The organism is Halobacterium sp. R2-5, from assembly GCF_011734195.1.
GTDB lineage: Archaea > Halobacteriota > Halobacteria > Halobacteriales > Halobacteriaceae > Halobacterium.
In genome coordinates this window covers 120042-140501 of record NZ_JAANTH010000001.1, presented here as the reverse complement: position 1 = coordinate 140501, position 20460 = coordinate 120042, and the positions used below count along the sequence as shown (strand labels likewise).

At 69.3% G+C, this 20460-nt stretch carries 21 protein-coding genes; 9 read left to right on the top strand and 12 right to left on the bottom strand.

The window, feature by feature from the left end; all coding sequences use genetic code 11:
- The first annotated feature begins 44 nt into the window (after nt 1-44).
- Nucleotides 45-212 carry a DUF1931 family protein gene (locus G9C83_RS00760; RefSeq protein WP_058984427.1) on the top strand — a complete coding sequence of 56 codons (168 nt, stop codon included), beginning with the start codon at nt 45-47 and terminating at the stop codon, nt 210-212.
- Between the two features lie 44 nt (nt 213-256).
- Here the strand turns inward: G9C83_RS00760 and rpiA are convergent, their stop codons facing one another.
- Nucleotides 257-931, bottom strand: a complete 675-nt coding sequence (gene rpiA, locus G9C83_RS00755) for a ribose-5-phosphate isomerase RpiA (RefSeq protein WP_167244223.1) — start codon at nt 929-931, stop codon at nt 257-259.
- 101 nt (nt 932-1032) lie between these two features.
- On the opposite strand from rpiA, the gene G9C83_RS00750 reads away from it, so the two are divergent.
- Complete coding sequence (locus G9C83_RS00750; protein ID WP_167244222.1) at nt 1033-1557, top strand: hypothetical protein; 525 nt, start codon at nt 1033-1035, stop codon at nt 1555-1557.
- On the opposite strand, the gene G9C83_RS00745 is transcribed toward G9C83_RS00750, so the two are convergent.
- The 3 genes from G9C83_RS00745 to G9C83_RS15950 all read right to left on the bottom strand — a co-directional run bounded on the left by G9C83_RS00745 (nt 1558) and on the right by G9C83_RS15950 (nt 6245).
- Complete coding sequence (locus G9C83_RS00745; protein WP_167244221.1) at nt 1558-2682, bottom strand: ORC1-type DNA replication protein; 1125 nt, start codon at nt 2680-2682, stop codon at nt 1558-1560.
- An 85-nt stretch (nt 2683-2767) separates the two neighbouring features.
- Nucleotides 2768-4768 (bottom strand): endonuclease MutS2, encoded by a 2001-nt coding sequence (locus G9C83_RS00740; RefSeq protein ID WP_167244220.1) that lies wholly within the window; start codon nt 4766-4768, stop codon nt 2768-2770.
- Between the two features lie 295 nt (nt 4769-5063).
- Entirely contained in the window at nt 5064-6245 is a 1182-nt protein-coding gene (locus tag G9C83_RS15950; RefSeq protein ID WP_167244219.1) for a twin-arginine translocase subunit TatC, read from the bottom strand.
- Between the two features lie 92 nt (nt 6246-6337).
- Between G9C83_RS15950 and tatC the strand changes: the two genes are divergently transcribed.
- The 3 genes from tatC to G9C83_RS00720 are packed head-to-tail and all read left to right on the top strand — an operon-like array spanning nt 6338 to nt 9417.
- The gene (gene tatC, locus G9C83_RS00730) at nt 6338-8533 is read left to right on the top strand and encodes a Sec-independent protein translocase TatC (RefSeq protein WP_167244218.1); all 2196 of its coding nucleotides are present in this window, start codon (nt 6338-6340) and stop codon (nt 8531-8533) included.
- Between the two features lie 25 nt (nt 8534-8558).
- A complete protein-coding gene (locus tag G9C83_RS00725; RefSeq protein WP_167244217.1) occupies nt 8559-8738 on the top strand; it encodes a ribbon-helix-helix domain-containing protein in 180 nt (59 codons plus the stop codon).
- A complete protein-coding gene (locus G9C83_RS00720) occupies nt 8728-9417 on the top strand; it encodes a queuosine precursor transporter (RefSeq protein ID WP_167244216.1) in 690 nt (229 codons plus the stop codon). The genes G9C83_RS00725 and G9C83_RS00720 overlap by 11 nt, the downstream gene beginning before the upstream one ends.
- On the opposite strand, the gene G9C83_RS00715 is transcribed toward G9C83_RS00720, so the two are convergent.
- A complete protein-coding gene (locus G9C83_RS00715; protein ID WP_167244215.1) occupies nt 9414-10193 on the bottom strand; it encodes a 23S rRNA (uridine(2552)-2'-O)-methyltransferase in 780 nt (259 codons plus the stop codon). The genes G9C83_RS00720 and G9C83_RS00715 overlap by 4 nt on opposite strands.
- 116 nt (nt 10194-10309) lie before the next feature.
- A complete protein-coding gene (locus tag G9C83_RS00710) occupies nt 10310-11767 on the bottom strand; it encodes a DUF4382 domain-containing protein (RefSeq protein ID WP_167244214.1) in 1458 nt (485 codons plus the stop codon).
- A gap of 277 nt (nt 11768-12044) precedes the next feature.
- Between G9C83_RS00710 and G9C83_RS00705 the strand changes: the two genes are divergently transcribed.
- On the top strand, nt 12045-12788 hold the full coding sequence (locus G9C83_RS00705; RefSeq protein ID WP_167244213.1) for a DNA polymerase sliding clamp: 744 nt from the start codon (nt 12045-12047) through the stop codon (nt 12786-12788).
- Between the two features lie 440 nt (nt 12789-13228).
- Here the strand turns inward: G9C83_RS00705 and G9C83_RS00700 are convergent, their stop codons facing one another.
- Nucleotides 13229-13903, bottom strand: coding sequence for a metal-dependent phosphohydrolase (locus G9C83_RS00700; RefSeq protein ID WP_167244212.1), 675 nt, complete (start codon nt 13901-13903; stop codon nt 13229-13231).
- A gap of 27 nt (nt 13904-13930) precedes the next feature.
- Entirely contained in the window at nt 13931-14581 is a 651-nt protein-coding gene (locus G9C83_RS00695) for a protein sorting system archaetidylserine decarboxylase (RefSeq protein WP_167244211.1), read from the bottom strand.
- 92 nt (nt 14582-14673) lie between these two features.
- Between G9C83_RS00695 and priL the strand changes: the two genes are divergently transcribed.
- A complete protein-coding gene (gene priL, locus G9C83_RS00690; RefSeq protein ID WP_167245658.1) occupies nt 14674-15762 on the top strand; it encodes a DNA primase regulatory subunit PriL in 1089 nt (362 codons plus the stop codon).
- A 78-nt stretch (nt 15763-15840) separates the two neighbouring features.
- Entirely contained in the window at nt 15841-15999 is a 159-nt protein-coding gene (locus G9C83_RS00685; protein ID WP_167244210.1) for a hypothetical protein, read from the top strand.
- A 46-nt stretch (nt 16000-16045) separates the two neighbouring features.
- Here the strand turns inward: G9C83_RS00685 and G9C83_RS00680 are convergent, their stop codons facing one another.
- A complete protein-coding gene (locus G9C83_RS00680; protein ID WP_167244209.1) occupies nt 16046-16249 on the bottom strand; it encodes a hypothetical protein in 204 nt (67 codons plus the stop codon).
- A gap of 177 nt (nt 16250-16426) precedes the next feature.
- On the opposite strand from G9C83_RS00680, the gene G9C83_RS00675 reads away from it, so the two are divergent.
- On the top strand, nt 16427-17074 hold the full coding sequence (locus tag G9C83_RS00675; RefSeq protein ID WP_167244208.1) for an SWIM zinc finger family protein: 648 nt from the start codon (nt 16427-16429) through the stop codon (nt 17072-17074).
- Here G9C83_RS00675 and hjc read toward each other — a convergent pair.
- The 3 genes from hjc to G9C83_RS00660 all read right to left on the bottom strand — a co-directional run bounded on the left by hjc (nt 17071) and on the right by G9C83_RS00660 (nt 20445).
- Nucleotides 17071-17565, bottom strand: a complete 495-nt coding sequence (gene hjc, locus G9C83_RS00670) for a Holliday junction resolvase Hjc (protein WP_167244207.1) — start codon at nt 17563-17565, stop codon at nt 17071-17073. The genes G9C83_RS00675 and hjc overlap by 4 nt on opposite strands.
- 276 nt (nt 17566-17841) lie before the next feature.
- Nucleotides 17842-19125, bottom strand: a complete 1284-nt coding sequence (locus G9C83_RS00665; protein WP_167244206.1) for an adenosylhomocysteinase — start codon at nt 19123-19125, stop codon at nt 17842-17844.
- Nucleotides 19126-19416: 291 nt separating this feature from the next.
- On the bottom strand, nt 19417-20445 hold the full coding sequence (locus G9C83_RS00660; RefSeq protein ID WP_167244205.1) for a hypothetical protein: 1029 nt from the start codon (nt 20443-20445) through the stop codon (nt 19417-19419).
- Between the last annotated feature and the right edge of the window lie 15 nt (nt 20446-20460).

Below are 20460 nucleotides of genomic sequence, written 5' to 3'. Positions count from 1 at the left end.
ATTATGGGAAGCCTTATAAGGTGGCGCGGAAAAAACCAGGCCGTATGGCAGACCTCATCGTCAAGGCCGCTGTGAAGGAAGAACTCGACGACAAGAACGTTGCCTCCGACTTCTACGAGGCGCTCGACGAGGAAGTCTCGGAACTCCTCGAAGACGCGGCGGCTCGCGCCGAGTCCAACGGTCGGAAGACCGTCCAGCCGCGCGACCTGTAACTAGGTTCGATCCCTCCAGTTTTTTGCGACGCGACGCCCCGTAGCTACGCGTCCGTGACCCGCACGCCGCCGTCGGTGCCGACGTAGACCGCGTCCGCCAGCCCGACGAACAGCCCGTGCTCGACGACGCCCGGCAGCGCCGACAGCGACGCCGCTAGCGCCTCGGGGTCCTGCATCGAGCCGAACTCGCAGTCCAGCACGAGGTTGCCGTTGTCCGTCACCACGGGGCCATCCTTCCGTTCGGCCGCACGGAGTTCGGGCTTCCCGCCGAGCCCGCGCACGCGCTCGGCGACCACCGGCCGCGCGTCCGGCAGCACTTCGACTGGAACCGGGTAGTCCAGCGCCTCGACCTCCTTGCTGGGGTCCGCGACCACCACGAAGCGGTCCGCGCTCGCGTCCACGTACTTCTCGCGGGCGTGGGCCGCGCCGCCGCCTTTCACGAGGTCGCCGCCCGCCACCTGGTCGGCGCCGTCGATGGCGAGGTCCACGGACGCCTCCTCCAGCGTCGTCAGCGGAATCCCCGCCTCGATGGCGAGCTGCCGCGACTGGAACGACGTCGGCACGCCCTCGACGTCGAGGCTGCGCTCGCCGACGGCGCGAATCGCGTGCGCCGCCGTGCTCCCGGTGCCGAGCCCGACGACCATCCCTTCCTCGACGTCGTCGGCCGCCGCCTCGCCCGCGCGCCGCTTCGCCGCGTCGCCGCCGCCCGTGTTCTTCATGCCTACAGCGTCACCCCGGCCGCCCAAAAACCCACTTGTAGCCCGCTCGCGGGCAGTTATCCGGCTCGTAACTATAGCCGGCGTCGCTGTACGGCTCGCGTATGTCCGACGCCAGCCGCGCCGTCGACGCCCGTGGCGACCCCGACGGCGCCGCCGCGCTCGTGCTCGCACCCGGCGTATCCACCGAGGACGCGCGCGTCTGCGCCGACCGCCTCGCCGCCGCAGACGCCGCGCTCGTCGTCTCGCTGCGTCGCACGCCACGGAACTGGCAGGCCGCCCGCGACGGCCCGCTCCCGCCGACGGGCTTCGTCACCACCGACTCGCACCCGGGCAGCGTCCGTGCCGTCGCCGACCCCGGCGACCTCACCGGCATCGGTATCGCCGTCTCCGAGTACCTCGGCGACCTCCCCGGCGACGCCGAGCCCGCCGTCTGCCTGGACTCGCTGACGACGCTCCTCCAGTTCGCCGAGCCCGAGCGCGCGTACCGCTTCCTGCAGGTGCTCTGCGGGCGCGTGCGCGCCGCCGGTGGCACCGTCCACTGCCACGCCGACCCCGCCGCCCACGACGACGCCGCGCTCGAACGGCTCGCCGGGCTGTTCGACGGCGTGCTCTCCGTAGAAACGTAGCTAGAGCTGTTCTTTGACGGCCTCGGGGTCGTGCGTGAGGCGGAGCGTCCGCGACCGGCCGCGGCCGTCGAGTTGCTCGTACTCCGCGTCGATGAGCCCGAGCTTGTCGAGCTTGTTCACGATCTCCGTGTACCGCGTGTACCCGAGGCCGGTGCGGTCGTTGAACGCGTCGTAGACGTCGCCGGCCTGCTCGCCGTCGCAGTCCGCGACCGTCTCCACGAGCGCCCGCTCCGTGTCCGAGAGCGCGCGCAGGCTCCGCGAGAGGTGGATGTGCTTGGCCTCCTCGGAGACCGCCTCGACGTCCTCCAGTTCGACGGTGGTGCTCGCGCGGGACTCGGCGTGTAGGCCCGCGCGGCGCAGCAGGTCGATGCCCACGCGGAGGTCGCCGGCCTCGTCCGTGAGCTCAGCGACGCGGTCCAGCACCGTCGTCGGCACCGCGTCCTCCCGGAACCCGACCTCCACGCGGTTCCGCAGGATGTCCGTGATCTCGCCCCGGTCGTACGACGGGAAGTACGCCTCCTCCGGCCGGAACACCGACTGCACGCGGCCGTCGAGGTTCTCGATGACGTCCAGTTCGAGGTCCGAGGACACCACGATGACGCCGACCTTCGCGCCCGAGTGCGTCTCGTGGGCGCGCAGCAGCGAGTACAGCGTGTCGGAGGCCTCGTCCTCGTAGAAGAGGTAGTTCACGTCGTCGAGCGCGACCACCAGCACCTCCTCCTCGTCGGCGATGCGCTCGGCGACCTGCCCGAACAGCTTCTTGAACGAGATGCCCGAGGAGGGCGGCTCGTAGTCGAATATCTCCTCGAAGACCCGCGAGAAGACCGCGTACCGCGTGGAGTCGACCTGGCAGTTCACGCGCACCGTGCGGACCCCGGGCTGGCCGCCGAGCTCGCCGAACAGCTTCTGGACGGCCGTCGTCTTCCCCGTGCCCGGCGGCCCCCGAACCATCACGTTCAGCGGCCGATTCCCGCGGACGGCCGGCCGGAGCGCGTACTGCAGCGTCTGGAGCTGGGACTCCCGGTGTTCGAACGCCTCCGGGACGTAGTCGATCTCGAAGACGTGCTCGTCCCGGAAGACGGACTCGTCCCAGCCCAGCATCCCCTCCTCGGGGTCGTCGCTCATCACTTTCACCACGCTCGGGCAACCACTTAACCCTTCGCCACAGTCCGCGGATTCGCGGCGTCGAGGCGCCAGCGCCCCGGATTCCTCAGAACTTCCCGAGCAGCCGGTCGTAGAACGACCCCGCGGACGCGCCCGCCTCGCCCTCCGATTCTCCGCCCTCGGTGGCGAGCTTCTCCACGATGAGCTCCGGGGTCGAGCGCGCCAGGTGGTCTTTCACCGGGGAGCGCTCGACGACCAGCTCGCCGTCCTCCAGCCCGCGCGCGCGGATTCCGTCGACGGTAACGTCGAACCCGCACTGGTCGCGTATCTCGCCCGCGAGGTGGGAGACGAACACCCCGGACGCCCCCGCCTCGTGGAGCTCTTCGAGGATGCCCGCGACGATCTTCGCGGACGCCCCCGGCTCCGTGATGGACTCCAGTTCGTCCACGAGGACGAGCTTGCGCGCCGCGCCCTCGGTCAGGCCCGCGAAGTCCCGCAGCGTCGCCTCGAACGCGCCAGCGTCCAGCGTCCCCTGGGACTTCGCGTAGTAGTGCAGTTCCTCCACTTCGGGCACTCTGGCGGACTCCGCCGGAACGGGCAGGCCCATGTGCGCGAGCACGACCACGACAGCCACCAAATCGAGCGTGCTCGTCTTCCCGCCGGAGTTCACGCCGGAGAGCAGCGCCACGCCGTCGACGCCGTAGTCCACGGGCTCGACCGCCTCGAAGCCGACGTCCAGAATCGGGGAGCGCCCGCCCTCGATGTCGAACCCGCGGCCGCCGCGATCGGCGAGCACGCAGTCGAAGTCGTCGGCGAACCGCGCGACCGCCAGCTCCACGTCGAGTTCGAGCGCGCGCTCGACGAGCCCCCGCGTGGGCTCCCGGAGGTCCGCGAGCGTCGCCGCGAGCTCGCGCTTGCGCTCCGCGCTCCGGCGGTCGCGGGCCGCGGTGAGCTCCTCGCGCAGCCGCGAGACCGCCTCCGGGTCGTGGTCGACGGGGAACGTCGGCGAGTCGTCGAACGCCTGCCGCGCGATGCTCGCCTCACCCTCCCGCAGCCCGAGGGCGTCCACGAGGTGGTCGCGGGCGGCGTCCACAGCTTCGGCGTACTCGTCGGCGAGCTCCCGCGACAGCAGGCTGTCCACGCCCGCGCCGCGCTCCACGAGGCTCAGGAGGTCCGCGCCCTCGATGGTGACGTCCTGCTCCTGGATGGCCTCCCGGAGCCGATCGTTCGCCACGGACTCCGCCGTCGACACCGCCGCGTCGAGGTCGTCGACCGCCGTCGAGAGCCGGTCGAGCTCCTCGTCGCCCGCGACTGCTCCCTCCGAGTCGAGCTGCGCGAGCGCCGAATCCAGCGCTTCGAGGTCGACGTCGGTTTCGAGCCCCGCGACCTCGTGGACCGCGACCGCCGCGCGTATCGGGTCCCGGTTCGTCGCGAAAAAGGAGAGCACGCGCTCCGGGACGACCTCCTCCGGGCGTTCCAGGGCGTCCGGTTCGACGCGCACGTCGCCGTCGACCTCGACGCCCGCGAACGCCTCGTCGAGCGCGACGACCGTCGAGTAGCCCCGCGCGAGGTCCGCCAGCCCCCGCGTGTCCTCCACGACTTCCACCGAGAGCTCGGGGAACGCGTCCTGCGCGGCGCTGTACGTCTCCGCGTCCGTCGTCGCGAGACAGCGGTCCCGGACCGCCAGCCCGTCCGGCCGCGACAGCGGCTCGACGCCTGCCAGCGCGTTCAGGACCTCCGGGTCGGGGTCCCGGGCCATCGCGTCCTCCGCGAACTCGTTGACCTCCGCGATGCGGGATTCGGTCGCGCTCGGGTAGAACGTCCGCAGGCGCTGGCTCGCGTAGTCGGTGACCGCGCGCTCCTGCAGCAGCGCGAGCACGCGCTCGTACACCTCGCTCGCGCGGTCCGTCGCCAGAAACCCGCCCGGGTCGTCGTGGCGCGCGCGAATCGCCCCGCGGACGATGCGCGCGGCCCGGCCGTCCGTCACCCCCGGCGCGCGAGCGACCGCCGACACGTCCCCCCGCTGTAGTGCGTCCTCGGGGTCGTCGAGCGCCCGCAGCGACTCCGCGGTCTTCGCGCCCACGCCCGGAATCGCCTCTAACTCCATCGCCCGGGCTTACGTGGCCCGTGCCAAAGGTCTTACGCGAACCCCGGTCGCCGCTGCGGGAGTAGCATCCGCGAGCGCCGCGAGGCGCTACGCGCCTCGGTTTGTGCGAACGGGGAGCGAAGCGACCCGTGAGCCGCGAGGCGCGAGCGGTTCACTGCGCGAACGAGCGAAGCGAGTGAGCGCAGGCCGACGAGCGACTAAGCGCCGAAGGCGCGCTGGAGCGAGGAGTGCTTTTTCCGCAAGTTTTTGCCGAGTGGGGCGCCGCAGGCGCCCCACGCAGCGCAAAAAGTGCGTTCTAGTTCCCAGTCCACCGCAGCAGCGCGAGCGTCCCCTCGAAGAGCGCGATCATGGTGATGGCGACGATGATGGGGACGACGCCCGTGGGGTCGATGGCGCCGAACGTGAACGAGATGCCGGCGAACGCCGCCCAGAACAGCAGGCGGCGGTCTTCGAGCCACTGGCGGGTGGTGACGCCGAGCATGATGGCGAGCATGATGAACAGGGGAATCTGGAAGACCACCGCGAGGTACCCCATCACCATGAGGATGAGGTTGAACGTGGAGCCGAGCGCGAACGCGACGTCCGCGGTGGGCTCGGTGTACCCCTGGAAGTAGTCCATCGTGTACGGGAGGACGAGGAGGTACGCGAAGAGGACGCCGAGCACGGCGAGGACGAGGCTGGTGGGGACGGCGGCGAGGTAGTAGCGGCGCTCGTTCCGGTAGAGCCCGGGGCGCATGAACGCGTAGGACTCGTAGACGAAGACGGGGAGCGCGATGACGAGGCCGGCGAGGCTGGCGACCTTCAGCTGGGTGATGACGAGTTCGAGCGGCTGGTAGACGCGGGGGTCGACGGCCTCGCCGCCGGGGAGGACGTAGTTCCAGATGGTGGTGATGAGCTCCTCGGTGAGCGGGAAGACGGCGACGCTGACGAGCCCGGCGATGGCGATGACGATGGCGAGCCGCTTGACCATCTCCTCGACGTGGACGGCCAGCGGCTGTTCGACGTCGGACTCCGGGGCGTCCATGCCGAGGCCGTCGTCGGGCGACGACGGCGTCTCGTCGGCGTCGATGACGGAGTTCTCCCGCGGGTCGAGCGCGTCGTCGTCGGGGCCGCGCTCTGGCTCGTCGGCCTGGTGTTCGTCGTCGGCGAGGAGCTGCGGTTCGCCGCCGGACGCGGGGTCGGCGCTGTCGCCGGCGGCCGCGACGGCGTCGGTGTCCCAGTCCCACTCGTCGCCGTCGTCGTCCTCGACGCGCTCGACGGCGGGCGTGAGGTCGGGCCACCGCTGGTCGGCGACCTGTTCGACTGCCGGCGTCAGGTCGCTCCAGTCGTCGCCTGCGTCGGCCTGGGCGTCGACACGACGGACTACTGGCGTGAGGTCGTCCCCGCCGTCGTCCTCGTCGTCGACGCGGCGGACGGCGGACACGACACCCTCCCAGTCGAGGTCGCGGTCGCGCCTGCCGTCCGGTTCCTCGGCCATTCGTGTCCGTGCTTTGGCGACGGGGGCGTTATAGGCTTTCTTTTGGGCGTGGACGGGAAGATTGATAATTGCGAACGGGTTAGCCGGACGCAATGAGTAGCACCGGTTCGGGCCCGATAGACCCCAGTACGGCCCGCAGCATCGAGTCCGGCCGACAGACGCTCGGTGTGATGCTCCGGACCGCCCAGTCCCAGCTCCAGCACGTCTTCATCGCGTTCGTCGTGGGGCTGCTCGCCGGCATCATGACGATGCGGCTGTACGTCTGGCCGGAGTTCGAGGAGGACCTCCTCGTGGAGTCGGCGGACGTCATCGCGCAGACGCCGTTCGACGTCATCCTGATGCAGGTGAAGATCGGCCTGTTCGCGGGCGTCGCGCTCGCCATCCCCGTCCTCCTCTACCACGCCCGGCAGCCGCTCGTCGAGCGCGAGATCATCCCGGACGTCGAGGTCTCCCGGCTCAACGTCGCGCTCGTCGTCCTCGTCTGCATCGTGCTGGCGGCGGCCGGCGTGGCGTACGCGTACTTCCTGTTCTTCCCGCTGATGTTCGACTTCCTCGCGGGCAACGCCGTCGGCGCGGGGCTCGCGCCGAAGTACTCCATCGTGAAGTGGACGGAGTTCATCCTCTTCCTCGCGCTGTCGTTCGCGCTCGCGGCCCAGCTCCCGCTCGCGGTGTCCGCGCTCTCGTACTCCGGCATCGTCCCCTACGAGACGTTCCGCGACAAGTGGAAGTACGCGGTCGTCGGCATCTTCGCGTTCGGCGCGTTCTTCTCGCCGCCGGACCCGTTCACCCAGATCCTGTGGGCGTCCCCGCTCATTCTCCTGTACGGTCTCTCGCTGTACTGCGCGAAGGTCGTCGTGACGATGAAGCGCGGCCGCGAGCACGTCGACGTCCGCGGCGTGCTCCGCGAGTACTGGAACCGCGTGCTCGGCGTCGGCGTGCTCGGGTTCGCGGCGGGCTACGCGTTCGGCCAGTACGGCGGTATCGAGCGGTTCAACAGCGCCCTCGCGCTCATCGGGTCGTCCGTCCGCGTGCCCACGGTCGGCGCCGCGCTCGGCGTCGACGCGGCGACCGGCTACCTGCTGCTCGGCGCCGTCTTCGCCGTCGTCGCGCTCGCGTTCGCGCTGCTGTACTACGGCTACGTGGCCGTCGAGCGCGCCGCCAAGCAGGTCGCGGCCGAGCGCGTCGCCTACTCGCAGGACCCCGCGGACATCGACCTCGACGCCCTCGACGCGGACGGCGTGCGGGCGGCGCCCGCGGAGGCGTTCGCGTCCCTGAGCGAAGACGAGGCGCTCGCGACGGCGAACCGCGCGCTCGAAGACGGCGACGACGAGAAGGCCCAGGCCGTCCTCGACCGGTACGACGAGGTGCAGGCGCAACTCGAAGCGCAGGCCGACGAGGAGGGTGACGCCGAGAGCGAGGACGACCCGACGGACACCGTCCAGAGCACGGCCGCGGGGATGATGGACGCGTTCACCGAGGAGGAGACCACCGAGGACGACATCGGCGGCTACTACTACGACATCCGGTTCGTACTCGACACGCTGCGCTCGCGGGCGTTCCGCATCGTCGGGACGTTCATGCTGCTGATGGTGAGCATCTTCGGGTGGCTGTACTACGGCGGGTTCGGCCAGCTCCGGGACAACTTCGTCGCACGCATTCCCCAGGACATCCAGCCGCTGGCGACCGGCGGCGAGTGGCCAATCACGCTCCACCCCGTCGAGGCGCTCGTCTTCCAGGTGAAGATCTCCGTCGTGCTGGCTATCATCGGGACGCTCCCCATCGTCATCTACTACGTCTGGCCGGCGCTCCAGGACCGCGGCTGGGTGACCGGTGACCGCCGCACCATCCTCGTGTGGGGGGGCGGCCTCGTCGGCGGGCTGTTCCTCGGCAGCTACCTCGGGTACAACTACGTCGCCCCGGAGGTCATCTCGTTCCTCGTCTACGACGCCCTGGAGTCCGGGATGATCATCAGCTTCACCGTCAGCACGTTCGCGTGGATGGTGTTCCTGCTGACCGCGGGCATCGGGCTGCTCATCGACGTCCCCGTGACGATGGTGCTGTTCCACCTCGGCGGGCTCGTCTCCTACGAGACGATGCGGCGGCGCTGGCGCGTCCCCGTCATCTCGTCGTTCGCGTTCGGCGCGCTCGTCACCCCGGACAGCCTCTACACGATGCTGGTCATCGCCATCCCCATCGTCGTGATGTACTTCGTCGGGCTCGCCATCCTCACCGTCATCACGCTCGGCGGGCGCCGCGGCGGCTCCGCGAAGTCGACTCGAACGGCTTAAGATAATCCTCCGGTATTCTCGGCGTATGCCCAAGATAAGCGTCGAGATTCCCGAGGAGCTCCTCAGAGACCTCGACGAGCACGTCGGCGACGACGGCAAGTTCGTGAACCGCAGCGACGCCGTGCGCGCGTCCATCCGGAAGACCCTCGACCTGCTCGACGACATCGACGACCGCCACGGGAGGCTCGACGACGATGCGGAGTGAGGACCGGCTCGTCGCCGGCCAGGTCGCGATCGTCGGGCTGTTCGTCACCGCGCTCGTGACCGCCCAGCTCACGGCGTCGAAGCTGCTCATCTTCCAGATCCCGTTCGAGCTGCCGTTCACGGGGTCGGCGCTCGTGATGCCGGGCGCGGCGCTGGCGTACGCGCTGACGTTCTTCGCCTCGGACTGCTACTCGGAGCTGTACGGCAAGCGCGCCGCGCAGGTGCTCGTGAACGTCGGGTTCGCGATGACGCTCGTGATGCTCGCGCTCGTCTACACCACCATCGAAGCCCCCACCGCGCCGTTCTCCGGGGTCGGCGAGACGGAGTTCGCGCGCGTCCTCTGGTCGAGCGCGAACATCGTCGCGGGGAGTCTGCTGGCGTACCTCGTCAGCCAGAACTGGGACGTGCTCGCGTTCCACGCCATCCGCGAGCGCACCGACGGCGCGCACCTCTGGCTGCGCAACGTCGGCTCCACGGCCACCAGCCAGGCCATCGACACCGTCATCTTCGTCACCGTCGCGTTCTGGGTGGCGCCGCAGGTGCTCGGGGTCGGACCGGTCTACGGACAGAACCAGATTCTCTCGCTCATCGTCGGCCAGTACGTCCTCAAGCTCGCCATCGCAATCGCGGACACGCCGTTCGTCTACGGCGTCCGCAGCCTGCTCGCCCGGCCCGCCTAGTCGCGGCGCTCGGCGAACCCGAAGTTCGGCTTCACGTCCGTCACCTCGACCTCGACGGTCTCGCCCTCGTCGGCGTCCGCGACGAACAGCGTGTACCCCTCGACCTTCGCGACGCCGTCGCCCTCGTCGCCCTCGTTGACGACCTCCACTTCGAGCGTGTCGCCTTCCTCGACGGGCGCGTTCACGCGGTTCTTCGCGACCACGTACAGCTCCGAGGACGAATCCCGGGAGGCGTCGGGCGTGTACGTCCGCGTGAACGCGAACTCCTCCTCGACGTCCGCGAGGTAGTCCTCGAAGTCCTGGCCGTCGAAGACCTTCACGACGAAGTGCCCGCCGTCCCGCAGCACTTCTTTGGCGGTCTCCAGCGCCATCCGCGCGAGGTGCACGGAGCGCGCGTGGTCGAGGTTGTACTCGCCGGTCATGTTCGGCGCCATGTCCGAAATCACGACGTCGACGCCGCCCGGCGCGGCCGCGCGTTTGATGTCCTCGCGGGTGTCCGTCTCGGTCATGTCGCCCTTGATGGTCTCGACGCCCGCGTCGGGGTCGTCGAGCGGGTCGATGCGCTGGAAGTCCACGCCGACGACCTTCCCGCGCGCGCCGGCCTCCTCGGCGGCGACCTGCAGCCAGCCGCCCGGCGCCGCGCCGAGGTCGACGACCGTCGCGCCGCCGAACAGCACGTCGAACTCGTCGTCGATCTGCTGTAGCTTGTACGCCGCCCGCGTCCGGTAGCCCTCCTGTTTGGACTTGTTGTAGTAGTGGTCCTTGCCGTTCCCCATGATTAGTTACGGAACCTACGGCGCCCGGACTGAAAACCGCGTCGTTGTGGGTGCTACGCCGCAGCGCCGCGAAAATCGCAGAGAAGAGTCGCCCGCAGTCAGCGGCCCCCGTCGGTTCAGTTCGCCGTCGCGACCGTCGTCGAGTCCAGCGTAATCGTCTCGCCGTCCGACGTCACCGTCACCTCGGTGTCGAGGCTCACGTCCTCGGGCACTGCGAACGTCAGTTCGCCGTCCTCGTTCGTCTCGCCGACGACCTCGCCGTCCACGGCGACCGTGGCGTCCTCGACGACTTCGCCCTCGCCGTCGGTCACGACGACGGTGGCGTTCTCGCCGGGCGCGAGGCTGCCGTCGACGGTCGCGCCGAGTTCGGCGCTAGCCTCGGACTCGCTGTCGCTGTCGTCGCTGTCTTCGGACTCCTCGAACTCGACTTCGAGTTCGGCTTCGCCCTCGCCGTACGCGCTCCCTTCCTCGGTCTGTGCCTTCAGTTCGAACTCCTCGGCGTCGTCGGGCACCTCGACGGTCGCGGTGCCGTTCGCGTCGGTCGTCACTTCGACGTCCTCGTTGACGGTGACCGTCGCGTTCTCGACGGCTTCGCCGTCCTGCGTGACACGCACCGTGGCGTTCTCGCCGGCGGTCACGTTCCCGACGAAGTTGGCTTCCAGGCCGTCGCCGTCGGACTCGACGTCCACGCGCTCGATGGGGACGTCGGTCCCGGACTCGCTGGCGACCGGCTTCAGGATGTACTTCCCGCTGTTGCCGGCTTCGAACACCGTGATGTCGAAGACGAAGTCGACGTTACCGCTCTGGTCGACCGTGAAGTCCTCGTTGAGGTGGAGCTTCTGGCTCGGCAGCTTCACGTTCACCTTCTCGCCGGAGTGCAGCGTCCCCTCGACCTCGCCGACGTGCACGAACACCTTCTCGTACTCGCCCGCGGGGACGCTCATGTTCCCGAGCTGGGTCGCGTTCGCGCCCTGGAGCTCCGTCAGGTCGACGGTCCGGTTGTCGACGTCGTGTTCGACCCACTCGGTCTCGGACTCGTCGTCCGATTCGCTCTCGTACTCGAACTCCAGTTCGGCTTCGCTCTCTCCGTACTCGCTGTCCGAGTCGGTCTCGGATTCGAGCGTGAACTCCTCGGCGTCGTCAGGCACCTGCACGGTCGCAGTGCCGTCGGCGTCCGTCGTCACCGTCGTCTCCGTGTCGCCCGCCGAGACCACGACGGTGCCGTTCGCGACGGCCTCGCCGTCGTGTGTGAGCGTCACGGTGGCGTTCTCGCCGGCCGTGACGTTCCCGTCGACGGCGAGCTCGAGGCCGTTCTCGCTCTCGGACTCGGCCTCCCACTCGCCGGACGCGTTCACGGCAGCGTCGGCGCTCTGCGCGAACCCGACCTTCGTCACCGTGACGTTCAGGTGTTCGAACTGGCTAATCGCGTTCTCCTCGTCGCTCACGTAGAACGACACGGTGCCGCTGTTCTCGCTGTCGTCCGTCTGTGCCCCGTTCGGGCCCGCGATGCCGCCGGCACACCCGGCGAGCATCACGAGCGCTGCCACGACTAGACTGGCTGCGGTGCGTCTCATGTGCGTCCGACCCCAGGAGTCCCACCCACCTAAAGGGGTCAAGCCGTAAAGGCGGTCACGCGCCGGATTAAGCCGGATTAACTCGGGTTGTCCGTCTCGCGTGCCGCCGAGGCGCTCGTCGAACCCGACGAGCGTCGTCCCGTGACCGCGACACGCCGCGCGCACCTATATCCCCGCCGGCGGCCGCCCGCTCCCGGCGCCCGGACGCCGTCTCCCGATTTACGCGCGCACGCGGAACGTGGGGCTTTTTAGTCCCTGATTGCGTAGCGAATCCCATATGTTCAAGGCGATTGTGAGCGCCGACACGCTCCGGGAAACGCTCGACTCCGTGAGCGTGCTGGTGGACGAATGCAAGATCCACCTCGACGAAGACGGCCTCTCCATCCGCGCTGTCGACCCCGCGAACGTCGGCATGGTCAACCTCGACCTCGGGGCCGCAGCGTTCGAATCCTACGAAGCCGACGGCGGCATCATCGGCGTCAACCTCTCCCGGCTCGAAGACATCGCCGGGATGGCCGACTCCGACCAGCTCGTCCAGCTCGAACTCGACGAGGAGACCCGCAAGCTCCACATCCAGATCGACGGCCTCGAGTACACGCTCGCGCTCATCGACCCCGACTCCATCCGCCAGGAGCCCGACATCCCCGACCTCGACCTCTCCGCGAACGTCGTCATCGAGGGCGCCGACATCGACCGCTCCGTCCGCGCCGCCGACATGGTCTCCGACCACATCGCGCTCGGCGTCGACGCCGCAGACGAACTGTTCTACGTCGACGCGGAAGGCGACACCGACGACGTCCACCTCGAACTCACCCGCGACGACCTCATCGACTTAGAGGCGGGCGACGCCCACAGCCTGTTCAGTCTCGACTACCTCAAGGACATGAACAAGGCCATCCCGAAAGACGCCGAGGTCGAACTCGAACTCGGCGACGAGTACCCCGTCAAGATTCACTTCGACATCGCCGAAGCGCAGGGACGGGTCACCTACATGCTCGCGCCGCGGATTCAGTCCGACTAAGTACCTTTTGCGCTGCGTGAGGCGCGCGAAGCGCGCCTCACTCGGCAAAAGCTACGCTAAAAGCACTCCTCCTTCGGTCCGCTTCGCGTCCCTCAGTCGTCGGCCTCGCGGCGAAGCCGCGAGTGAACCGCTCGCCTCGGGCCCTCCGAGCCACTCGCTCGCGGATGCTTGTTTCTACCGGCTGCGTAGGTTCAAGTAGGAGAACGAGACCACCCCGTGGCGTGACGTAGTCGACCGCGCAGGTCTGGTCGAGGCTGTGGTGCGGCGTGCCGGCCTGCGAACGCGAGCTGGGCGGTCGGCTACGCCGACCGCCGAATGACGTTGCGTTCAGGAGAGCGGAACTCTCCTGTAGCCCATCAGAAACGCGGAGCGTTTCTGAGGACGGCGTAGCCGCAACGCTGCCGCCTGTTCGCCCTTCGTCGGTTCGACGAGCGACCGGACTACCGCTCTCCGTACCACTCCGCCTCGAAGCGCTCCGCGAACTCCTCTAAGAACGCGTGGCGTTCCGCCGCGATGTCGCTCCCGGTCTCCGTGTTCATGTTCTCGTGGAGGCGCAGCAGTTTCGCGTGGATGTGGTGGTACGTGCTCGCCTGCTCGTCCTCGTGGTCGTCTTTCTCGTAGGCGTCGTCGGCGTCGGGAAGCGGCCGCTCCGGGTCCCAGAGGAGGTTGCCGTGCGCGCCGCCGAACTGGAACGCGCGAGCGACGCCGACCGCGCCGATCGCGTCGAGGTTGTCCGCGTCCTGCAGGACCTCGGCTTCGACCGTCTCGGCTGCCGTCGGGTCGTCCTCGAAGCCGTACTCCTCGTGGACGGCGACGCAGTGACACACCGGGTCGCGGAGCCCGTCGGGGACCGCGGCGTCCGCGAGAATCTCGCGCACCTCCGGAATCGTCTCCTCGGGGTGCGTGAAGCCGTCGCCGCGCACGCGGTGGAGGTCGTGGACGAGCGCGACGACGCCGACCACGCGCGGGTCGGCGCCCTCTTCGTCGGCGATGCGGACGCCGAGACGGTGTACACGCCACGCGTGGTGGACGTCGTGGCCAGAGGCGTCTCCGTCGAGGTGAGCGGCCATCTCGGCGGCCACTCGGTCGAACAGCGCGTCGTCGCTGTCGGTCATACGGCGCCTTGCTCCCGCGGGGAGAAGTCAGTTGTCGGTCTCGGCCGGCCGCACCGCGCTCGCCGTCGGCCACGCGTCGCTCTCGTCGCGGCTCGCGAGCACCGTCTCGCCCGCGGTGACCTTCTCGCCCTTCTCCACTTCGAGGTCCGCGCGGTCGTACGCCTCGGGGAGGACGACGTCCGCGCGGCTACCGAAGGAGATGTGGCCGATGCGGTCGGCGCGCGCGACGTCGTCGCCCGCCTCCACGTAGGGGTGGATGCGGCGGGCGAACGCGCCCGCGATGAGCACGACCTCGTGCTCCTCGAACGTGACGCGGACGCGCTCGTTGTGCTCGGACTCCTTGTCGAAGGCTGGCCGGTTGCCCCCGGGTCGGTGGTCGACCGCGTCGACGGTGCCGGCGAGCGGCGCGCGGTTCACGTGCACGTCGTGGACGTTCATGAACACGCCCACGCGGAGGCGGCCGTCCTCGGTCTCGCGAATCACGGACACTTTGCCGTCGGCGGGCGAGACGGCGCCAGCGCCCTCCGGCGACCGGTCGGGGTCGCGGTGGAACCACGCGACGAATCCCGAGAGCGCGAGCGCGACGACGCCCCACAGCGACGACAGCGCCAGCAGCGCCGCGCCGACGACGGCCGACGGGAGCGCGTACATCCACTTCCAGGGGCCACGCGCGAACATACACCCACTGTGGACGGCCGGACCGATAGCCCTTCGGTCCGGGCGCTCCCGACCGGGGTGTTTATCGGCGTCCGCTCGCAAGCATGGAGGCGATGAACGCGCGTCACGCTCGCTACCCGTTCCTCGGCGAATCCCGGCAGGCAGTCGAGGAGGCGGGCGTCGACCTCGGGGCCGTCGTCGCCGAGGACGACGCGGTCGTCGAGCGCGCCCGCGAGCGCGTCGCCGGCGCGCTCACCAGCGGCGAGGTCGGCGAACGCGCGCGCTCGGACCGCGTGGAACTGCTCTCGTACCCCGTGGCGCGCGTGCTCGTCTCCGTCGTCGACGAGCACGTCCTCGTCCGGAAGTACGCGGAGGCCGAGGCCGAGGCCGCCTACGAGCGATTCACGGCCGACGAGACCGACGACTCGGAGTTCAAGAGCGTCGGCGACGACGGCAGCCTCTCCCGGGAGGACCTCCTGCGGGAATTCGACCTCGCGAGCAACGTCCACGCGACGACGGACGGCTACGACGTGAACGTCGCGACGTACCTGCTGCTGTCGTCGTCGCTGCGCCCGGAGAAGTGGCGGCTGGTCAACCGCGCGCTCGACGACGGCCGCGTCCCCGTCAGCGAGGCCGAACTCGACACGCTCCTGCGCGAGGCGGTCCGCGAGCGGGTCGCGGAGGGCCTCCCGCTGAACGTCCCCGAGGCGGTCGCCGACGCCCTCGAAGGCCCCGTGGCGGCGGTCCGGGACGTGCTCTCCGAGATGGACCTGACGCGGGAGATCGACACCGTCGTCCCGGAGCTGTTCCCGCCGTGCATGAAACACCTCCTCGACCAGGTGCAGCGCGGCGAACACCTCCCGCACCACAGCCGCTTCGCCATCACCACGTTCCTCGCGAACATCGGGCTGACGACCGACGAGATCGTCGACATCTACAAGGTGAACCCGGGGTTCGGCGAGGAGATGACCCGGTACCAGACCGACCACATCCGCGGGGAGTCCAGCCCCACGGAGTACACGGCGCCGTCGTGTGCGACGATGAAAGCCTACGGGGACTGCGTGAACCCCGACGACCTCTGCGACGCCATCAACCACCCGCTGTCGTACTACGAGGCGAAACTCGACGACGAGGAGGACGACGACCTGGACGACTGGCGCGAGCGCGAGGACGAGGACCGCGAGGCGGACGCGGAAGCCTGACTGCGGGGCGTCGGTGGGTGGAACTCTCGACTCGGACTCTCCTGAGTTCTTATGCGTATTCGGCCGCAACACGCTGACGTGACTACCGAGGAATCGACCCCGATTGTAGTGGAGTGTCCGCAGTGCCCGTTCTCCAGGACGGTGCGCGAGGGAGACGACGAGTCGCCCGCCGACGTCGTCCGAGAACACGGAGCGAAGACGGGACACGCGGCCCGCGTCTCCAGACGTAGCGAGTGACCGGTCGTTCAGTATCGGTGAGCGAGGAACCCGCCGCGGGCTGGCGTCACTCGCCCTGCTTGCCGGACAGCCAGTAGCCGACGCCCGCCATCACGAGAATGAAGACGACGACCGCGGTGATGACGCCGTAGGCGCCCGTCTCCCCGAACCCCTCGCTCGTCGTGCCGGCGGCCACGAGGATGGCGATGAAGACGAGAGTAGACAGGATGGCGATACCCGCTTCGACGCGGGCGTCGGGCCCTTCAGACATACCCCGGGCTTTCGTCGGCCCCGGCAAAAGCGCTTCGAAGCCGCCGCGGACGGCGGGAGTCACCGCGGTCTCTGTGCGCCCTGCAGCGGCGCTCCGCGTCCGAACTAGGCGGTCGCGAAGCCGTAAAGCCACCGCGTTTTTGCGGGGTTTAGGCGTCTGCGGCGCCAACACTGCAGTATGAGTCCCTCCACGAAGCGCCGCCAGCCGCCGGACGAGCGGAGCCGCCGCGCCCGCCACGAGGAGATGGTGGTGCGCGCCCGCGGCGACGGCACCTACGAGGTGGAGTCGCCGTCCGGCAGCGTCTACGACGTCGACCTCGACGACGGCGAGTGTTCGTGCCCCGACCACCAGTACCGGCACACGCGCTGCAAGCACCTGCGCCGGGTCGCCATCGAAATCACCCTCGGCGAGGTCCCCGCACCCGGCGAGCGCGACGCCGCCTGCGCGGCCTGCGGCGACGACCTGTTCGTCGACCGGGAGGCGCAACGCGCCTCTGGCAGCCGGACGCAGCCCGGCGACGCCGACACCGTCGACCCCGTCTACTGCGAGGACTGCACGCTCGAGACTGGCGAGACCGTCGTCGACCGCGAGACCGGGAAGCTCGTCGTCGTCGTGGAGTCGACCGACGACCGCGCGAGCGACGTCCGCATCGCGGGCCGCGGCTGGTCGGTCGCCGACCACTACTCGAACCGCGACTACGACCGCGACGACCGCGTCGTCGACGTGCTCTACCCGCTCGACCGCGGCGTCTCCCCCGACGACATCTCGCCGCGTGACCTCCGCCGGTACGCGTTCCCGCGCGGCCGCCTCGAACGCTCCCGTTAGTCGAGCATCGACGCCGCTTCTTCGGGCGTGAGCACGCCCTGCTCGACGGCGTGCAGGACGTCCTCGACGTCGCTGCCCTCGGCGTCGCGCTCGCCGTCGCCCTGCAGGTCGTCGAACGTCTCGCCGTCCTCGATGGCGGTCTCCTTCTTCACGCGGTAGTTCCCGCCGTCGGTCTGGTAGACGTCCGCGGGGTGGAAGAAGTACCAGTCCTCGCGGTCGAAGCGCACGCCGATTTTGGGTTTCGCGCCGAAGCTCTGGCTGAAGTAGACGAGCGCCTCGACCTCCTCGCCCGTGAGGTAGATTGGGTCGCCGGCGCTGGACTTCGCCTCGACGGCGTAGAAGACGTCGCCGTCGCCCGCGAGCACGTCCGGGAGCTCGCGCTCGGTCGCCGCGCCGCTGGCGGGCGCGCGCATCACCGCGAACCCGCGCTCGTCGAACGCGTTCACGAGCTCCCGCTCGCGCCTGTTGCCCTTCGCGTTCGAGTTAGACATGCTCCGCACCCGTGGCCGCTGTCATACACACGGCTACGCGGTCGGGGGATAGGAGGGTTACGCCACGTGGCTGACTCTCGATTCTGGTGGATAGTCACAGCCGGCAGCGAGCATCCGCGAGTGAGCGGTTCGAAGAACCCGAGCGAAGCGGTTCACTCGCGGCTTTGCCGCGAGGCCGACGACTGAACGGAGCGAAGCGGAGTGAAGGAGGAGTGCTTTTAGCGTAGCTTTTACCGAGCGAGCGGCCGCAGGCCGCTCGCGCAGCGTAAAAGGTACTTACGTGCCGTGCTGCCAGGAGGACATGTACTCCTCCTGTTCTTCGCTGAGGGTGTCGAGTTCGATGCCCTCGGCGTCGAGTTTGATCTCCGCGAGCTTGCGGTCGAGGTGGTCCGGTACCTCGTGGACGCCGGCGTCGTAGTCGTCGGCGTTCTGGACGAGTTCGCGGATGGAGACGGCCTGCACGCCGAACGACTGGTCCATGACCTCGACCGGGTGGCCGAGGCTGACCGGGGTCGCGAGGTTGACGAGGCGGCCCTCGGCGAGCACGTTGATGCGCTTCCCGGAGGGGAGTTCGTACTCCCGGACGCCGTCCCGGACTTCCTGTTCGCTGTCCGCGAGCTCGCGGAGCGCTTCGAGGTCGATCTCGATGTCGAAGTGGCCGGCGTTCGCGAGCACGGCGCCGTCCTGCATCTTCTCGAAGTGCTCCTCGACGATGACGTCGCGGTTGCCCGTGGTGGTGAGGAAGACGTCGCCGACCTCGGCGGCCTCGCTCATCGACATCACGTCGTAGCCCTCCATGTGGGCTTCGAGCGCGCGCCGCGGGTCGACCTCGGTGACGATGACGTCCGCGTTCTGGCCGCTGGCCTTCTTCGCGACGCCGCGGCCGCACTGGCCGTAGCCCGCGACGACGACGTCCTTGCTCGCCCACGAGAGGTTCGTGGTCATCGCGATGGACGCCAGCGAGGACTCGCCGGTGCCGTGGACGTTGTCGAACAGCCGCTTCATCGGCGTGTCGTTGACCGCGATGACGGGGTACTCCAGTGCGCCGTCGTCGTCCATCGCGCGGAGGCGGTGGACGCCCGTCGTAGTCTCCTCGGTGCCGCCGACGATGGTGTCGATGAGCTCGGGGTGTTCCTCGTGGACGCGGAACACGAGGTCGCCGCCGTCGTCGACCGTCACGGTGGGCTCGTGGTCGAGGACGGCGTCGATGGCCTCGTAGTACTCGGTGTCGTCGACGCCGTGCTCGGCGTAGCTCGTGATCGAGTCGTGGTCGTCGAGCGCCGCGGAGACGTCGTCGTGGGTCGACAGCGGGTTGCAGCCCGTGATGGCGACCTCGGCGCCGGCGTCGGCCATCGTCTCGACGAGCGCCGCGGTCTTCGCCTCGACGTGCAGCGCCATCCCGACGGTCTCCCCCGCGAGCGGCTCGTTCTCCTGAAAGTCCGCGCGCAGCGAGGAGAGAATCGGCATGTGTTCGAACGCCCAATCGATCTTCTTCCGGCCGGAGTCGCGAGCCGACTCGAGGTCGTCGAGTCGCTCGCTGATCGGCGACGCGGTGGTCATACGGACTGCGAGGGCGACTGGATTCAAAACCCTACCGAAGCCGCGGAAGGGGAGCGGGCGCGACGGCGGCGCAGGTGTCCGATGGTGATGGTGGGGTCCGTCGCGCCCGGCGGGAGTCGCCGGCGCCCGAGGGTGCCTCAGACGTGTGTCCGGTGGGCGCCGGCGAGGCGCTGACGCCGTCGACAGTGGGTGCTCGCAGGCCCGTCCGGCCTGCACTAGGTGCCTCGGGCGGCACGCAAAAAAACTCGCTGGCCGGGAACTGACTTATTCGATTCTGGAGGGTTCGAGCCGTCAGTTACCGTTCCCGGGGTTGCCGTTCCCCGGTCCGCCGTTCCCGTTGCCGTTGTTCCCGTTACCGTTTCCGGGACCGCCGCCGTTCGACCCGGCGTCGTTCCCGCTGTTACCGTTACCGCCGCTGTTTCCGTTCCCGGCACCATCTCCGTTGCCGTTCCCGTTAGCGCCGGCGCCGTTGCCGTTCCCGTTGTTGCCGTCAGCGCCGTGGCCGTTGCCGTTGGCGCCCTTCTCGCCCTCGTCGTCATCGTCTTTCGGGCCGGGGTCGACGTGGTCCGGGCGGTTGTCCGCGCCCGGGTTGTTGTCCACGACGAACGCCGAGACCGCCTGCCCGCTCATGTTGCCGTTCGTCTTCAGCTGCTCGACGAACGAGGCGACGCGCTGGCCGAACGTCTCGGGCGCCTCGGAGCCGTTGCTCACGGTGAGCGTCGCCGTCGTCTCCGCGGTCAGGTTGTTCGCTTCCGCGACCACGTCGACGGTGACGTTCTCCTCGGGCGCGGGCAGGCCGACCGTCCCGCTGTCGTCGGTCGTGTAGTCGCCCGCGCCGGCGTACGTCACGTTGTCCGCTTCGGTCACGCCGACCGACGCGTTCGCGACGCCCGCGCCGGTCGCGTTCGTCACGCTGACCGTCGCGGAGCCGTCGTCGGCCTGTGAGACGCCGACGGACAGCTCCGCGGCGTCGTCGGTCGGCGCGACGAGGTCGAGGGTCGTCTCGGCCGTGGTGTTGTTGGCTTCCGCCGTCACCGCCACGGAGACGTTCTCCTCGGGCGCCGCCAGTTCGACCGTGCCGTTCTCGCCGGTCGAGTAGTCGCCCTCGTCGACGTACGAGGAGTTGTTCAGTGCTTCGACGGTGACGGACGCGTTCGCCACCGCGGTGTCGTTCTCGGTCACCGTCACCGTGACGGTGCCATCCTCCGCTTGGTCGCCGCTCACGCTCAGGCCGTCGGCAGCCACCGCTCCACCCGGAACCGCTGCGATGACTGCAACGACGAGCGCGGCGACCAGTAGTGTGTGCCTCTGGTGCCGCATGCGTCCCCCTTTTCA

Coding starts and splice junctions, on each gene's coding strand:
- G9C83_RS00760 (WP_058984427.1), top strand. CDS start 45: ATGGCAGACCTCATCGTCAAGGCCGCTGTGAAGGAAGAACTCGACGAC.
- rpiA (WP_167244223.1), bottom strand. CDS start 931: ATGAAGAACACGGGCGGCGGCGACGCGGCGAAGCGGCGCGCGGGCGAG.
- G9C83_RS00750 (WP_167244222.1), top strand. CDS start 1,033: ATGTCCGACGCCAGCCGCGCCGTCGACGCCCGTGGCGACCCCGACGGC.
- G9C83_RS00745 (WP_167244221.1), bottom strand. CDS start 2,682: ATGAGCGACGACCCCGAGGAGGGGATGCTGGGCTGGGACGAGTCCGTC.
- G9C83_RS00740 (WP_167244220.1), bottom strand. CDS start 4,768: ATGGAGTTAGAGGCGATTCCGGGCGTGGGCGCGAAGACCGCGGAGTCG.
- G9C83_RS15950 (WP_167244219.1), bottom strand. CDS start 6,245: ATGGCCGAGGAACCGGACGGCAGGCGCGACCGCGACCTCGACTGGGAG.
- tatC (WP_167244218.1), top strand. CDS start 6,338: ATGAGTAGCACCGGTTCGGGCCCGATAGACCCCAGTACGGCCCGCAGC.
- G9C83_RS00725 (WP_167244217.1), top strand. CDS start 8,559: ATGCCCAAGATAAGCGTCGAGATTCCCGAGGAGCTCCTCAGAGACCTC.
- G9C83_RS00720 (WP_167244216.1), top strand. CDS start 8,728: ATGCGGAGTGAGGACCGGCTCGTCGCCGGCCAGGTCGCGATCGTCGGG.
- G9C83_RS00715 (WP_167244215.1), bottom strand. CDS start 10,193: ATGGGGAACGGCAAGGACCACTACTACAACAAGTCCAAACAGGAGGGC.
- G9C83_RS00710 (WP_167244214.1), bottom strand. CDS start 11,767: ATGAGACGCACCGCAGCCAGTCTAGTCGTGGCAGCGCTCGTGATGCTC.
- G9C83_RS00705 (WP_167244213.1), top strand. CDS start 12,045: ATGTTCAAGGCGATTGTGAGCGCCGACACGCTCCGGGAAACGCTCGAC.
- G9C83_RS00700 (WP_167244212.1), bottom strand. CDS start 13,903: ATGACCGACAGCGACGACGCGCTGTTCGACCGAGTGGCCGCCGAGATG.
- G9C83_RS00695 (WP_167244211.1), bottom strand. CDS start 14,581: ATGTTCGCGCGTGGCCCCTGGAAGTGGATGTACGCGCTCCCGTCGGCC.
- priL (WP_167245658.1), top strand. CDS start 14,674: ATGAACGCGCGTCACGCTCGCTACCCGTTCCTCGGCGAATCCCGGCAG.
- G9C83_RS00680 (WP_167244209.1), bottom strand. CDS start 16,249: ATGTCTGAAGGGCCCGACGCCCGCGTCGAAGCGGGTATCGCCATCCTG.
- G9C83_RS00675 (WP_167244208.1), top strand. CDS start 16,427: ATGAGTCCCTCCACGAAGCGCCGCCAGCCGCCGGACGAGCGGAGCCGC.
- hjc (WP_167244207.1), bottom strand. CDS start 17,565: ATGTCTAACTCGAACGCGAAGGGCAACAGGCGCGAGCGGGAGCTCGTG.
- G9C83_RS00665 (WP_167244206.1), bottom strand. CDS start 19,125: ATGACCACCGCGTCGCCGATCAGCGAGCGACTCGACGACCTCGAGTCG.
- G9C83_RS00660 (WP_167244205.1), bottom strand. CDS start 20,445: ATGCGGCACCAGAGGCACACACTACTGGTCGCCGCGCTCGTCGTTGCA.